At 50.0% G+C, this 13,292-nt stretch carries 13 protein-coding genes; 5 read left to right on the top strand and 8 right to left on the bottom strand.

Translation table 11 applies throughout. The features are described 5' to 3' along the window. Positions 1 to 58 precede the first annotated feature (58 nt). The 5 genes from BUB81_RS22355 to BUB81_RS07195 all read left to right on the top strand — a co-directional run bounded on the left by BUB81_RS22355 (position 59) and on the right by BUB81_RS07195 (position 5,070). On the top strand, positions 59 to 913 hold the full coding sequence (locus BUB81_RS22355) for a heme/hemin ABC transporter substrate-binding protein (protein ID WP_073320396.1): 855 nt from the start codon (positions 59 to 61) through the stop codon (positions 911 to 913). Beyond that, a complete protein-coding gene (locus BUB81_RS07180) occupies positions 906 to 1,988 on the top strand; it encodes a FecCD family ABC transporter permease (RefSeq protein WP_245819132.1) in 1,083 nt (360 codons plus the stop codon). The genes BUB81_RS22355 and BUB81_RS07180 overlap by 8 nt, the downstream gene beginning before the upstream one ends. Next, positions 1,981 to 2,778 carry an ATP-binding cassette domain-containing protein gene (locus tag BUB81_RS07185; RefSeq protein WP_073320399.1) on the top strand — a complete coding sequence of 266 codons (798 nt, stop codon included), beginning with the start codon at positions 1,981 to 1,983 and terminating at the stop codon, positions 2,776 to 2,778. Before BUB81_RS07180 ends, BUB81_RS07185 begins: the two co-directional genes overlap by 8 nt. 35 nt (positions 2,779 to 2,813) lie before the next feature. Further along, positions 2,814 to 3,554 (top strand): HugZ family pyridoxamine 5'-phosphate oxidase, encoded by a 741-nt coding sequence (locus tag BUB81_RS07190; protein WP_073320402.1) that lies wholly within the window; start codon positions 2,814 to 2,816, stop codon positions 3,552 to 3,554. A gap of 190 nt (positions 3,555 to 3,744) precedes the next feature. Further along, complete coding sequence (locus BUB81_RS07195) at positions 3,745 to 5,070, top strand: DUF2254 domain-containing protein (RefSeq protein WP_073320405.1); 1,326 nt, start codon at positions 3,745 to 3,747, stop codon at positions 5,068 to 5,070. Between the two features lie 2 nt (positions 5,071 to 5,072). Here the strand turns inward: BUB81_RS07195 and BUB81_RS07200 are convergent, their stop codons facing one another. The 8 genes from BUB81_RS07200 to BUB81_RS07235 form a co-directional block, all read right to left on the bottom strand. Then, the gene (locus tag BUB81_RS07200; protein WP_073320410.1) at positions 5,073 to 6,719 is read right to left on the bottom strand and encodes an alkaline phosphatase D family protein; all 1,647 of its coding nucleotides are present in this window, start codon (positions 6,717 to 6,719) and stop codon (positions 5,073 to 5,075) included. 94 nt (positions 6,720 to 6,813) lie between these two features. Then, positions 6,814 to 7,938 carry a TonB family protein gene (locus BUB81_RS07205; RefSeq protein ID WP_073320413.1) on the bottom strand — a complete coding sequence of 375 codons (1,125 nt, stop codon included), beginning with the start codon at positions 7,936 to 7,938 and terminating at the stop codon, positions 6,814 to 6,816. A gap of 144 nt (positions 7,939 to 8,082) precedes the next feature. Continuing rightward, on the bottom strand, positions 8,083 to 9,399 hold the full coding sequence (locus BUB81_RS07210) for a tetratricopeptide repeat protein (protein ID WP_073320416.1): 1,317 nt from the start codon (positions 9,397 to 9,399) through the stop codon (positions 8,083 to 8,085). 7 nt (positions 9,400 to 9,406) lie between these two features. Next, positions 9,407 to 10,018, bottom strand: coding sequence for an energy transducer TonB (locus tag BUB81_RS07215; RefSeq protein ID WP_073320419.1), 612 nt, complete (start codon positions 10,016 to 10,018; stop codon positions 9,407 to 9,409). A 12-nt stretch (positions 10,019 to 10,030) separates the two neighbouring features. Next, positions 10,031 to 10,438, bottom strand: coding sequence for an ExbD/TolR family protein (locus BUB81_RS07220; RefSeq protein ID WP_073320422.1), 408 nt, complete (start codon positions 10,436 to 10,438; stop codon positions 10,031 to 10,033). A 46-nt stretch (positions 10,439 to 10,484) separates the two neighbouring features. Beyond that, the gene (locus BUB81_RS07225; RefSeq protein ID WP_073320425.1) at positions 10,485 to 11,000 is read right to left on the bottom strand and encodes a MotA/TolQ/ExbB proton channel family protein; all 516 of its coding nucleotides are present in this window, start codon (positions 10,998 to 11,000) and stop codon (positions 10,485 to 10,487) included. 5 nt (positions 11,001 to 11,005) lie between these two features. Next, the gene (locus BUB81_RS07230) at positions 11,006 to 12,316 is read right to left on the bottom strand and encodes a MotA/TolQ/ExbB proton channel family protein (RefSeq protein ID WP_425435068.1); all 1,311 of its coding nucleotides are present in this window, start codon (positions 12,314 to 12,316) and stop codon (positions 11,006 to 11,008) included. 66 nt (positions 12,317 to 12,382) lie between these two features. Beyond that, positions 12,383 to 13,138 carry a DUF3450 domain-containing protein gene (locus BUB81_RS07235; RefSeq protein ID WP_073320432.1) on the bottom strand — a complete coding sequence of 252 codons (756 nt, stop codon included), beginning with the start codon at positions 13,136 to 13,138 and terminating at the stop codon, positions 12,383 to 12,385. Between the last annotated feature and the right edge of the window lie 154 nt (positions 13,139 to 13,292).

Raw genomic sequence — 13,292 nt, forward strand, 5'->3', positions numbered from 1 at the left:
CCTTTGCTGTCCGGGCCTGTACGCTGTGCAGGTCTGGTAGCAGTAATGAGAGTGATTTATGCAACGTATTGTTTTATTCCTGTGTACACTCTGGGCGTGCTCAACAGGCGCCCATGAGCAGTTACGCATTGTCGCAGCAGGCGCCAGCGTAACAGAAATAGTGTTTGCGCTGGATCGCGGTGACCATGTGGTCGCCACCGACAGCACAAGTTACTACCCCCATGCTGCCGCTGAACTTACGAAACTGGGCTACTTCCGACAGCTCAGTACCGAAGGTGTACTGGCACAAAACCCAACCCATGTGCTGGGCGCTGCGGCCACTGGACCCGATGCCGTGTTACAACAATTGGAAGCCGCTGGCGTAAGGGTGATCAAATACAATCACCCACGCACACTGGATGGACTGTTAGGCATGATAGGCGACATTGGCGAAGATCTCGACGCGACAGCCAATGCCAACACCTTAAAGCTGCAGGTAAAACACAGTATCGACACGGTCTTACAGTCCTCAGCCGCCGCTCAGGTGAAAGGGAAAAAGGCGCTCTATGTAGTGGCGAATAATGACCGAGGTCTAACCGTTGCGGGCAGTCATACTCTGCCGGATGCTTTGTTTAGCGAACTGGGTATGCACAACATTGCGTCTTCCCTCAACGAATACAAACTGATGAGCAACGAGAGTGTGATGCAAGCTAATCCGGATGTCATTTTCATGGCCAGCCACTTTGGCAGCGACCAGGCTGCCATTGAGGCCCTGTGTGCACATCCAGCCATCGCGATGACACATGCAGGCAAACAATGTGCTGTTACGCCATTGTCGAGTGCCACCAGCCTGGGACTCTCGCCCAGAGTGGCTGATACGCTGGCACAGATTGTTGAGGCCACCGTTGCTACGGACACACAACAACGTGACTAACCTCACCGCTCACGCTGCCGATGTGCAGGTTAATCAGCATATTACTGCGCGTGATCATCGCCGCCAGCATATATTAACTGGCGCCGTTTCTGCGGTGTTCATCAGTGCCTGGCTGTCCGTATCTTTGGGCAGCTACGACTGGCAATGGTCGGCGATTTGGCAATACCTGACTGCTGAAGACGCTGCACCAAGACACGTAGCAATGCAGTGGTACGTGCTCTGGGATTTGCGTTTGCCCCGCACGCTCATGGCCATTTGTGTTGGTGCGTTGTTGGGTATGGCGGGGTGTGCGATGCAGGGGTTAGTCAGAAACCCACTGGCTGATCCCGGATTGATCGGTATCTCCGGCGGGGCTGCAGCCGCAGCGGCCACCAGCATGGCGATACTGCCACTATACTGGCCCGGTATAACCCCTTTTGCCACGGTTATTGCCGCATTTTGCGGTGCATTACTAACAGTAGCGATGGTATTACATATGGCTAGACGCGCTCACGGTATTGCAGTCGGCACACTCATTCTTGCCGGCGTTGCAATAAATGCGCTGACAGGCACGGTCATTGGGGCAATCAGCTACCTTGCTGACGATGATGCATTGCGACAGATATCATATTGGACCATGGGCAGTCTGGCAGGAGCAAACTGGTTGCAGGTCGCTATACTTAGCAGCTGTTTAGCAATCAGCGCCAGTGTATTTTGGCATTGCCGCTCCGCGTTGAATTTATTTGCCCTGGGTGAACAAGACGCGGCTTATCAGGGGCTCAACGTTAAACGTTATAAAAACCTGTTGCTCTGGACAGTGGCATTTGCCGTTGCGCTTGCCACCGCCCTGTGCGGCATCATTGGCTTTATTGGTCTGGTGATCCCACATATTTGCCGCAACCTGGTAGGCGTTGACCAACGCTTCCTGATGCCAGCCAGTGGTATCTTGGGCAGTGTGTTACTGGTCCTGTCTGATTGTGTATCACGCAGCCTGTTCAGCCCGCTGGAGATCCCAATTGGCATTATTACCTCTGCCGTAGGCGCGCCATTCTTTTTGTATTTATTGTACCAACAGCGAGGGCGCATCGATGACTGATCCGGTACTTGCCATTCACAATGCGTCCATTACCAGAGGCAATCGCACGTTGATTCACAACCTGACAGGAAAACTGCGAGCCGGTGAAATGACCGCCGTCGTCGGCGAGAATGGCTGTGGTAAATCTACTCTGCTTTTACACCTCACAGGCATTCGCAATACGGCTCTGCCGGTTTCGCTGCTCAACAGGCCACTTTCTGCCTGGTCTCCTGCAGACATGGCAAAACAGCGGGCAGTGATGCAGCAGCATCCAAATACGCCATTTGCCTACTCAACAGACGAAATTCTGTTGTTGGGACGAAGCCTTTACAAAGAACCGCTGGCTTTGCGTACCGCCTGGGTTGCCCGCGTAGCGCAATGGTTTGATTTAACGCATTTACTGGGCAGGGATATACAAACCCTGTCAGGCGGCGAGCGCCAGCGCATATTTCTGGCCAAAGCGGTGTTACAGCTCATTCCTGAACATCAGCCAGTGAACGTCACCCCGGACCTGCGCGGCAAATTACTGTTGCTGGATGAGCCGACGTCGGCGCTGGATTTGCGTCACCAGCGCGGTGTCATGGAGCAGTTGAATGCCCTGACCAGCCTGGGCTTAGCGGTACTGTGTATCAGTCACGATATCAACTTAGTCTCGCCCTACTGTCAACAAATGTGGGTATTGGGCGAAGGCGCCTGCATTGCACAGGGATCACCGCGTAACGTACTCACTGAATCCGTGCTCACACGGTGCTACCGCACCCCAATAGAACTAATTACGCGTCCGGGTAAACCCCCTTTGGTTACCCACTGACGTACCATGTTATGTATTAAGAATAAGGAACACCCATGACCATGCAAACGCTCGCTTTTGAAGCCAAACAACTATGCCGTACCCAACACTCTGGTGTGTTAAGCACCCAGTCTACCTCAATGCCTGGCTACCCCTTTGGCTCAATTGTGCCGTTTGTCACAACCCATACCGGGGATGTGATCATTTACATCAGTGACATCGCGCTTCATACCCGCAATATAAAAGCCGACAGTAAAGTCAGCCTGACCGTATTCGATCCCAGCGAGGATGACTCACAGGCCAATGGTCGCGTCACCATTATGGGCGATGCCAGCCAGCTCACTGATGACGCAGAAATTGCGCTATGTTCTGAGCAATATTTTCAGTTATTTCCTCAGGCCAGAGCTTACCAGCAAACCCATGATTTCCACTTTTACAAAATCAGCGTAGCACGTGTTCGCTTTATTGGTGGGTTTGGTAAGATCCACTGGATCAATCCGGAATTCTGGCAAACGGAAAGCCAGGAATGGCAACGCAATACCGCCGGTATGATTGAACATATGAACGACGATCATCAGGATGCAATGCAACTCATTCTGGCTCATTTTGCCAACGTGCAGACCAGCAAAGTCACCATGCTAAGCGTATTTGCTGAAGGTGCTCATTATCAGTCGGCCGAAGGTAAAATTGTGTTTATTCCGTTTGCCAACGCCTGCCATAGTCCTACCGAAGTTCGCCAGGCACTGGTTGCACAAACCAAAGCGTGCCGTGACGCGCTGGCTGAAACGGCCGAGTAAAATACCGTACCTGTGAGAGGGTAATTTACCCTCTCCGCTTTATCGCCTGAACCGGCAAAACCTGGTACCTAAATTAGTCCTCTCAGCCTACCCGATTTAACAGCCATTCACCGGCTTCATCCTCACTTTGGGTTTCTTTCCTCGTCAAACGTGATAGCGTAGTTTTCCAACCTCAAAAAAGGAATACAGGGTGTCATTGAGTATCATTACTGCTCGGGTTCGGGTTTTCTGGGAGTCACTGTCTACCAGCTACTGGTTTATTCCTGTACTGATGATGCTGGGCAGCGTTGCGCTCTGCTATACCTGCCTGTCGGTAATAGAGCGAGCCTTTTTACCCGACTTTCTGCAACCACTGATACCCAGGGTCACGCCGGAGAATGTACAACAGCTGTTGTCTACCGTTGCCGGCGCAATGATCACCTTCACCAGTATCGCTTTTTCAATGACGCTGGTTGCCCTGACTCTGGCATCGAATCAGTTCGGACCAAGGCTCATACGCAATTTTATGAATGACAAAAGTACCCAGGCCGTGCTGGGTATCATGGTATCCACCTTTTTGTTTTGCTTACTGTCGTTACATCATTTGTCGTCAATTGCTGAAAATCAGGATGCCATCTCTCTGCTGGCCGGTTTTACCGTCTTTTTTGCTATCGTCGACTGCGTCACCATTGTGTACTTTATTCACCATGTATCGCGGTCCATTCAAGCCGATCAGGTTATCGCTAATTGCTTCAATGCGTTTTGCAATAGCATTGATAGCTTGCTGCCCAAACCCGAATCAGACTCAGCGCACAAAGCCGTTAACGAAAGCTGGACGAACACGCAAGAGAGTTTTCCTCTGGTGCTGCATGCCCGATGCAGCGGTTATGTGCAAACTATTAATTACGCCAGTTTTATGGCGATGTCAGCGGTTAAGGTCAGCGGCAGTGAAATCCACGTACGAAGCGGCGACCATGTCGTGAAAGACGCTAAACTGATTACGCTTTATTGCAAACAACCCTTTGAAGCTGACGCCTTCAGTGATTTGCACAACGCCGTTGTATTGGGGAGCGAGCGCACGCCCATTCAGGATCCGGAATTTGCAGTCAGCCAACTGGTTGAAATTGCCCTGCGCGCGTTGTCACCCGGCATCAACGATCCGCATACCGCCATTACCTGCATAGATAAACTCACCGCAGCCTGCGTGCTTATTTGTCAGCGTGACTTCCCTGCCGACACCCTGGTTCACAATAGTACTGAGGTATGGCTAAAGCGCCGCACCTTTACCTTCGAAGGGATAGTGGACACCGCATTTAGTCAAATAAGACAAATGGCCGGTTCGCATACAAAGGTGCAGGTTCATTTACTGAATAGCCTGGCGACGCTGCAGTCCCACTGTAACGCCTTGGCTGTGAATACCATTATGCAACACGCGAACAGTATTTACGCCAACAGCCAGACAAACACGTTGTGTGGCAGCGATCGCCATGCAATAGACGAAGCGATGCTGCCTTTCAGAAGGCAGCATGACGTTTAGCGCTATGCGCGCGTCATCGACAGCGAGCGACCTTGTTTGGTTATACGGTACTGACGAAGCGTTTTAGCGGTGTAATGCTCAGAGTTTACATTGCTTACCGCAATAAACTTCACTGTGGCTTGCTCAGGCTGCAGAGACACCTTTACGTAACCTCGGTGCTGACAGTCAGTCCACATAATCTCTCGATTGTGCGACGCAACACGCAAATCTAACTCTGTCGCCAGTTCAGGTCCCAACGACTCGAAATCACCCGGTGAGGTGATCCCGGCGGTACCCAGTTCGACGCCCATGGCATCGCCATCACCGGCATACAACTGATTCGCCCAGAAAGCATGACTATCGCCGGTCAGGACTATCAAATCCGTCGCGTCAACCGACTGACAAAGCTGATAGAATTTTTCTCTGGCAACCGGGTAACCGTCCCAGGTATCGAGGTAGATGGGCAAGTCCAGCTTGCCGAGGGCCATAAAATAAGCGAAGTGTGCCGCAACCGGATCGTTGTCGGCCAGACTCGTGGGCAATGTCAAGTCGGTCACATCCGGCACATGCGTCCGGGCAATGGGAATTTGATTGCCAATCAGCCGCCACTTGGCGTGTTTCACCGATGCCGCCAACTGTGCTTCTAAAAACTGCTCCATCGCGACGCTTATCATGGTACGGGATGGATCGCCCAATACGGTTTCAATGAAATGCCTGAGCGATTGTTCGGTATTCAACTGTTTTAAGTGTTCACCGTAGTCGATTTGAAGACTGCGACCGGTGTGGCGGGTTTCGAGGGTGGTCAGAGTGGCCAGGTTACCAAACGAAAAGTGTCGCCACAGTTGCGCTTTATTAGCCTGCGGACCGGGTTCGCGCAACGGCATCCACTCGTAATAAGCCTGAATTGACGCAGCTCTTCTTGCCGTCCAACTGCCTTCGTGCGATTGATGATTTTGCGCCCCATTCATATAAGGGTTGTTGGCCGACTCATGATCGTCCCAGGTCGGAATGAGTGGGTGTGTAGCGTGCATGAGTCTTGAGCCGCTGTCGGTTTTATATTGGCGGTGACGCTGGCGGTAGTCTGCCAGACTCACTATTTCATGAGCAGGCAGATGCTGACGATTAAGTTGACGTCCCGATTCAGCGCCCCACCCGCTCTGACCATATTCATAGATGTAATCCCCCAGATGCACCACGAAATCAATGTCACTGTCTGATGCAATATGGTGGTAGGCATTAAAGTAGCCAAAGGGGTAATTCGAACAACTGGCAACGGCAATCGACAATGTGTCCAGATTACCTTCAGGCAGGGTTTTCGTGCGGCCGGGTTCGCTTTGTTCGGAGCCGGAAGAAAAGCGATAGTAGTAGATACTGCCGGGCGTCAGCCCGGTCACATCCACTTTAAATGTGCAATCGGCTTCGTTAAAGGTCTGTCCCTGACCTTGTTTTACAATACGGGTAAATGCCACATCCTCGGCCACTTGCCACGTTAACGTTACCGGCTTTGTGGTGTGTGTCCAGATGATCACGGCGTCGTGGGTAGGGTCGCCACTAGCGACGCCACAATCGAATAATGCACTGTTTGGGAGAGCGAAAGCCGGTCGATAAAATGGAGAAATTAAACTGCTTGCCAAACCCGTTTTTATAAAGTGTCTGCGGGAAAATGTCATAACGTCACGCGCTGATAAATCAATATGCGCCGACTATGACAGTGGTCTGTGACAAAGTTATGAATCTCTTGAAGATTCATAACCTTGCTATTTGCTACGGGCTTAATTTGAAGTCCATTTGCACTTTCATATTTTGCGCGACCACGGGTTCTCCGTCGGTGAACTTCGGTGCGTACCGCCATTGATCCAATGCTTCCAGCGTTGCCCGAATGAATTTTTTACTCCCTGTGTATTCCAGTACATCGGGAGAAGTCACAAAACCTTGTTCATCAATAGAGAATTCAATTACCACGTACCCTTCTCGTCGCCCCATCGCCGCCGTACGAGGGTAAACCGGATTAACACGATAAATAGGGTCCGGCTCCTGATTCTCATCCCAGGGGGTCATTCTGCCAATAGTTTGGCAATGCTGTGTTGCTTTGTCTTGTTCACCCATTTTTGAATAGGTCTGAACCAACATAGCATGGGCTTTCAATGCCCAGGGGTGTGAATAGAGCATCGCATCATTAACGCGTTTAGCCACCGACTCAAGGTAACCACTCGCCTGTTCGTAATCTTTATGTGCGTAACGTAATTTCCCCATCAAAAAGTTCAGGTGAACCGTCCTTAAATCGTTCGGGCCCCAGCTTTCATTTGCCAGCACGAGGGCCTTTTCGGTTAAGGTTTCAGTTCTTGAAAATGACAAGGGGGTGGCGCCATAACGGGTAATAGGCGTCAACGCACTGTAGTAAATGATCGCCGCGTCATGGAGCGGTTCTTCCGGAACGTCCTCTAAGTCATTTAAAATGGCCTTTAAGGCTTTTTCTGCTCGCTGAAAACTCGATGTCGTTGACGGCAGCCTGGCAGTGGTTCGTATTAAATCGTAGGATTCGAGGCGTGCTAAAAACGTCTTCAAATGGAGCGGGCCAAAGGTATCCGATGCATAGCTGATGAGTGACTGATACGCGTCTTCCGCTTCACTAAACTGCTCGTTTAAACGCAGCGCATTGGCCAGGTTATACTGCAACGCATAATAATTTTCAGTGCTGCTCAATACCGAATCACTGGCCAAACTCAGTGCCAGATTCGCATATTTAACGGCCTGTTCGCCGTTCCCTGCATCAACCGCCTGGGTATAACGGTTATACGCTTCGCTGAACGTGCTCGCCGTTTGGGCGTAGGCGCTATTGCTCGCTATCCCAAAACAGAATGCAATTGTGAGTTGTCTGAGTGTTTTCATTTTATTCTGACATCCTTGTGTTAAATAAAAAGATAGACTGCACAACAAAAGCTATCTTTAATCACCGCCATATTCAAGTACAAAAAAGGTCGGCATCATGCCGACCTTTCATATTAAACGCTTTTAGATTTGCTTACTCGCAGTTTATGAACCTAATTCCGCCTGAATCTGCTCACTGCTGGCTTTTTCTGACTCAACAAATTTAGACCATTGCTGGGCCATACCGCGACTGGACTTAAACTTCTCGGCTTCCGCCAATTCGTTCAAGGCCTGTGCGTATTGTTTCTTATTGTAAAGCGCCATACCTTTGATCAGATACGGAATGCCCGCATTACGCAGCTCGCCTTTTTCAATCGCTTTCTCAGCAGCAGAAATAGCGTTGTCCCAATCTTCCATATTCAGGTAGATTTGCGCCAGCTGCGCATCCAGCTCACCATCATCAGACAATTCAGCTGCCTGAGCCATAACCGGTACCGCTTTTTCCTGTTCTTTTGCCAGAGTCCAGCTTTGTCCCAGGAACTTCAGATTGCGCAGGTTCTTTTCAAGCACGCCGTCATTCAGCGCCTGTTCCATTAAACGCGCACCTTTGTATGGGGCTTTATGGTAGTAATACAGCTGTGCAAGGTTAAAGATGTCCGCTGCAGAGCTTACGTAACCTTGCTGGTACGCGGCTTCCATAATAGCCAGCTGCTTTTTCTCTTCACCGAGCTCACCGTACATGCCAGCCAGTTGGATCCAGTATTTAGGCTCGTTGAACAACTTAACCATTTTCACCAGTACGTCTTTCACTTTCTCGGGCTGCTTCAGCTCGTAAAAGATAGCGCGCTGCAGAATTAGCCAGCCTTCATCCGGGATCATGCCTTCTTCTTCGTGGCCTTTAATGGCCTCGGTAATAAAGTCGGCCGCTTCGGCGTACTGTTTGTTCTGATAGTACGCCTGAGCCTTGATCACCAGGTTCTTCGGTGGAATTTTACCTGTATTCAGGTTTTCCCAGCGCTCGAGGTACGTAATGGCTTCGGCATAGTTGCCTTGCATCAGGTTTAGCTGTGCCAGACTGAACAGGGTGCTCAGCTCGAAGCTTTCCGGAATAGGCTGCTGCTCAACCACCTTCGCGAAATTTTCAAGGGCTTTGTCGTACTGTTCGTCGTTGTAATAAATAAACCCGTAAAAGTTATACATCATGGCCAGCTCGTAGCTGTTCATGGAGGTTTCTTTATCTTGTACAACGTCCAGAATTTCAATAGCTTCAGCCAGATTGCCACCATCAGCGGCTGACTGTGCACGGGCTAACTGCTCGTAAACTTTAGAACGTAGCGCCGGTGTACGTCTGGTAGGACGCTCACTGGCTTTTTGCTCCTGAGCAACAGCGTCATTACTGACCAACAGCGTAGACACACTGCCCGTTGCCAACAAGCCCGTTGCAACCAGTGATAACAGGGTGCGAGAGAGTGTTTGCTTCATACTGTCATTACCCGTCTATCTGGAATGTTATGCGGTTTTGCACACCGGATACTTCCGTGGCTTCGCCATTCACAACCCGAGGCTTGTATTTGAACTTCATGGCAGCGTCCATAGCAGCCTGTTCAAAAATCCCTTCCGGGTTTGCCTCAATAACGTAAACGTCTTTTACCGCGCCTTGTTTGGTAACCGTGAATTCAACAATCACGAATCCTTCGATACCGCGCTGCAGTGCACGGCGCGGATACACAGGTGATACCTTCACAATTGGCAGATATTCACCGTCACCCGACTCCAGCGCCAGACCGCCACCTTCCAGTGACATGCTGTCGCCAACATCGGCTGAGAATGACATTCCGCTGCCGTCTGCATCCGGACTTGGAGAGTCCATTTGCGGCGTATCCATTTGCGGCGGCTGTTCTTCCGGCTTAGGCGGCTTACGGGGCTTGCGTTCTTTCTTCTGAACCTGCTCTTCAGGCTTCACGCGAACAAAGTCCAGCACGCTGCCTTTCGGTGGTTCAGTTAATGCACTGCCGCCCATTTTGATCAGCGACTGCATTAAAAAGAACAATCCCAATGTAATCGCCAGTGATACAACAAATGCGATTAAAAATCGTGACATAGCAATGCTCGCTTATGGCTCTTGCGCTGCAATAGACACTTCGTACACGCCCGCGGCACGTGAAGCATCCATAACCTTAATAAGGGTATCGGTCGTGGCTTTCTTATCAGCCTGAATTACCACAGTACCTTGTGGGTTTTCAGCGTGCAGACGCTCAATATTGGCCTGTACAGCACGGACGTCGATACGGCGTTTGTTGATCCAGATTTCGCCTTTATCTGAAATAGCAATCAGGATGTTGGCCCGGTCTTGCTTCACTGCGGTGGCAGCTTCAGGACGGTTTACGTCAATACCTGCTTCCTTCACGAACGACGCCGTTACGATAAAGAAGATCAACATGATAAATACAACGTCCAGCATGGGCGTCATATCAATCGTTGCTTCTTCTTCGTCAACCAGGTTTTGAAAATGCTGTTTCATAATTCTTTTACCTTACTAGATGCACCGGGAATCCCCGATGCATGCCTTAACGCTTGATCAATGCTTCTTCAAGGTGTGCACGTTCGGTTTTCACCTTGCGGTTCAACCAGGTCGAGGCGAATACGCCTGACAGTGCGCCTACCATTCCCGCCATTGTGGGGATAGTGGCTTTAGATACACCAGAAGCCATTGAACGGGCATTACCTGAGCCTGAGATGGCCATAACATCAAATACTTCAATCATTCCGGTTACGGTTCCCATCAGACCTAGCAGTGGACACAGTGCCACCAGCGCCTGAATGATGGGGATACTGCCATTTAACTGAATGGTCAGCGTCGAAATCATCTTGGAGCGGATTTGTTCAGCGTGCCATGAAGAGCGATCTTCACGTGCTTTCCAAACTTTTACCGCTTCTTTACTGAAGTTTTTGTGCCAGATTAACAGGTACAATGCGCGTTCGAGGATCAAGAGCCACATCACGAATATCAGTAAACCGATGACCAGGAGTACCTGGCCTCCGGTTTCTGTAAAATCACGAATTGCTTCAAGAAACTCAATCATAATGATTAGCCTCGCTCAGCGCGCTCAGCAATCACACCAGCAGCTTGTTCCTGCAGAATGTAAACGATGTTCTTACTACGCGTATTCAGCATCGCGTACAGTAAGGTAGTTGGGATTGCTACTACCAGACCAAGAACCGTAGTAACCAATGCCGTAGAGATACCACCCGCCATCAGTTTAGGGTCACCGGTACCAAACAGGGTAATCGCCTGGAAGGTGTTAATCATACCGGTAACGGTACCTAACAGCCCCATCAGCGGTGCAACAACAGAGATGATCTTGATGATAGTCAGGTTGCGACCCAGCTTAGGTACTTCGGCCAGAATGGCTTCGGTTAAGTGCAGCTCTAATGCTTCAGTATCGGCATTTGGATGCTCGTCACGGACTTTCAGTACGCGGCCCAGCGGGTTGTTAGTTTTGACTTCAGCAGATTTCAGCTGGCTGTTCACCTTGGCGCGGATAAACGTCAGTGTAAACAAACGCTCAATAGACAGCAGCAGGCCAAATGCACCCACAATCAGGATGATGTAACCAACCACACCACCTTGCTCTACACGTTCCTGCAGGTTAGGCGCTTGGACTAACAGACCCAGGATTGAACCACCTGTAGGGTCGATACCGAACTTAACGATGTCGCCGTTTGAAGCTTGCAGTTCAGCAGCAGACTCACCGTAGCGATCAGCAGGTTGACGAATCAGCTCTGATACCGTGCCGGTTACGCCGTTAAACTCAAGGTATTTGCCGTCAGCAACCAGCGCAAAAGGACCTACGCGAACAACCTCTTTGCTGACTTTCGCGCCGCCCGCTTCAACCACATCAGTGGTGAACTTGGTCACTTTACCCGACTCGGTCATTTCGCGTTGCAGTTCGAACCATACGCGCTCGATTTCTTCGATAGACGCCAGTTTTGAGCTAGAGCCCATGTCTTGTGCCAACTGGTCAAGAAATTCTGAACGACCGCTGATTTCAGCAGAAATCATTGAGTTGTAGAATTTGTTTTTGGTGTCACCCGCCACTTGCTGTAGCACACCAAACAGTTCTTTTAATGAACCCAGGCGAGTCGTCAGCGCTTCGTTCAGGTCTGCCAGTTTAAATTCGTTCTGCTCAAACTGGGTTTCCAGACGCTCTGACAAAGCCAGGGTGTTGTCGCGTAATGTATTGGTATCACGCAAAATTTGATCTTGTTCAGCACGTTTAGCAAGGAACTCTTGTTCGCGTTGCTTGTTTTGTTGTGTCTGAGCAAATTTGCCTTCTTCCAGTTGCTTAAGCAGTGCATCCAGGTCCAGAGCTCGCTCATTCTCTGCCATGGCAGACATGCTCAGGCTTGCTGCAACCAGACCAAATACGATGGTTTTCAACGATTTCAACATCACTTCGTCCTCTTAGTCTGTAATGGCAACTGGCAGCATTAGCAGATCAGGCGCAAGTTGCTTCTTGGCCATGCGTAATGCTTTAGTGATTTGCGTACGGTAAGAGCTGTCTAACTCTTCCCATTGACGAGTTTGCTTATTCCACACTCCCTGCGTGCTGGCGTCGCGAGTCTGATAAATCAGCGCAGTACGACCAAGACGTAAAAACTCAACGTCACGTTCCTGACCGTCAATGTTGTGAATACCGGTGTAAGCTTCCATGGTGCGACCGTAGTCCATCTCAACCTGGTAAGCTTCCATTACACGGCGGAATTTCTCAGATGATGCAACGTCAGCGCGGTCCATCATGCTTTTCAGGTTCGCAATGCGGTCTGCGCGTTCCTGAGGCAGGAAAGGCACGTCCAGAGCGATAAACTGCTCCAGGCCGTCAATCATGCGAATCATCAGCGGGGTAATTTGACGTTCAATAACAGAAACTTCGTCAATCGCTGCATTCAAATCAGCCATTTCCTGTTCCTGGTTAGCAATTTGCTTTTGCAGTTGCTGATTGTAGATATTTAAACCTTCAATCTCTTTGTTCAGTGTCTTGAACTGCTGCAGTTTGCTGTCAATTTGATCGGTAATACCGTCAATTCTTTGCTGCGACGTGGCCGCAGATTCATTGATTTCCTTGGCAGCATCTATGGCAGGCGCTAATTCCTGCTCTTGTGCGAATGCTGATGCCGACAGAAGTGCCGTGCTTACCAGCAACGTGTTAAAAAGCTTCATACATTCAAACCTTTTTGTTATAAGAAATCGGAACAACCGACCACTAAAAACTGCGGGTAGGATAGGAGTTTTATGTGACAGTTTTATTACCAGACTGTCATAAAAAAACTTTCCCGTTTTGATAACAAAAAAAGCCGCTTAAAAAGCGGCTTTT

It is taken from the genome of Marisediminitalea aggregata (assembly GCF_900129565.1).
GTDB classification, from domain to species: domain Bacteria; phylum Pseudomonadota; class Gammaproteobacteria; order Enterobacterales; family Alteromonadaceae; genus Alteromonas; species Alteromonas aggregata.

What these genes read in the sequence shown, in the direction of transcription:
- BUB81_RS07230 (WP_425435068.1), bottom strand. Translation starts at nt 12,316, where the DNA reads ATGTCTGCCATGGCAGAGAATGAGCGAGCTCTGGACCTGGATGCACTG.
- BUB81_RS07190 (WP_073320402.1), top strand. Translation starts at nt 2,814, where the DNA reads ATGACCATGCAAACGCTCGCTTTTGAAGCCAAACAACTATGCCGTACC.
- BUB81_RS07210 (WP_073320416.1), bottom strand. Translation starts at nt 9,399, where the DNA reads ATGAAGCAAACACTCTCTCGCACCCTGTTATCACTGGTTGCAACGGGC.
- BUB81_RS07205 (WP_073320413.1), bottom strand. Translation starts at nt 7,938, where the DNA reads ATGAAAACACTCAGACAACTCACAATTGCATTCTGTTTTGGGATAGCG.
- BUB81_RS07235 (WP_073320432.1), bottom strand. Translation starts at nt 13,138, where the DNA reads ATGAAGCTTTTTAACACGTTGCTGGTAAGCACGGCACTTCTGTCGGCA.
- BUB81_RS07220 (WP_073320422.1), bottom strand. Translation starts at nt 10,438, where the DNA reads ATGAAACAGCATTTTCAAAACCTGGTTGACGAAGAAGAAGCAACGATT.
- BUB81_RS07215 (WP_073320419.1), bottom strand. Translation starts at nt 10,018, where the DNA reads ATGTCACGATTTTTAATCGCATTTGTTGTATCACTGGCGATTACATTG.
- BUB81_RS07225 (WP_073320425.1), bottom strand. Translation starts at nt 11,000, where the DNA reads ATGATTGAGTTTCTTGAAGCAATTCGTGATTTTACAGAAACCGGAGGC.
- BUB81_RS07185 (WP_073320399.1), top strand. Translation starts at nt 1,981, where the DNA reads ATGACTGATCCGGTACTTGCCATTCACAATGCGTCCATTACCAGAGGC.
- BUB81_RS07200 (WP_073320410.1), bottom strand. Translation starts at nt 6,719, where the DNA reads ATGACATTTTCCCGCAGACACTTTATAAAAACGGGTTTGGCAAGCAGT.
- BUB81_RS22355 (WP_073320396.1), top strand. Translation starts at nt 59, where the DNA reads ATGCAACGTATTGTTTTATTCCTGTGTACACTCTGGGCGTGCTCAACA.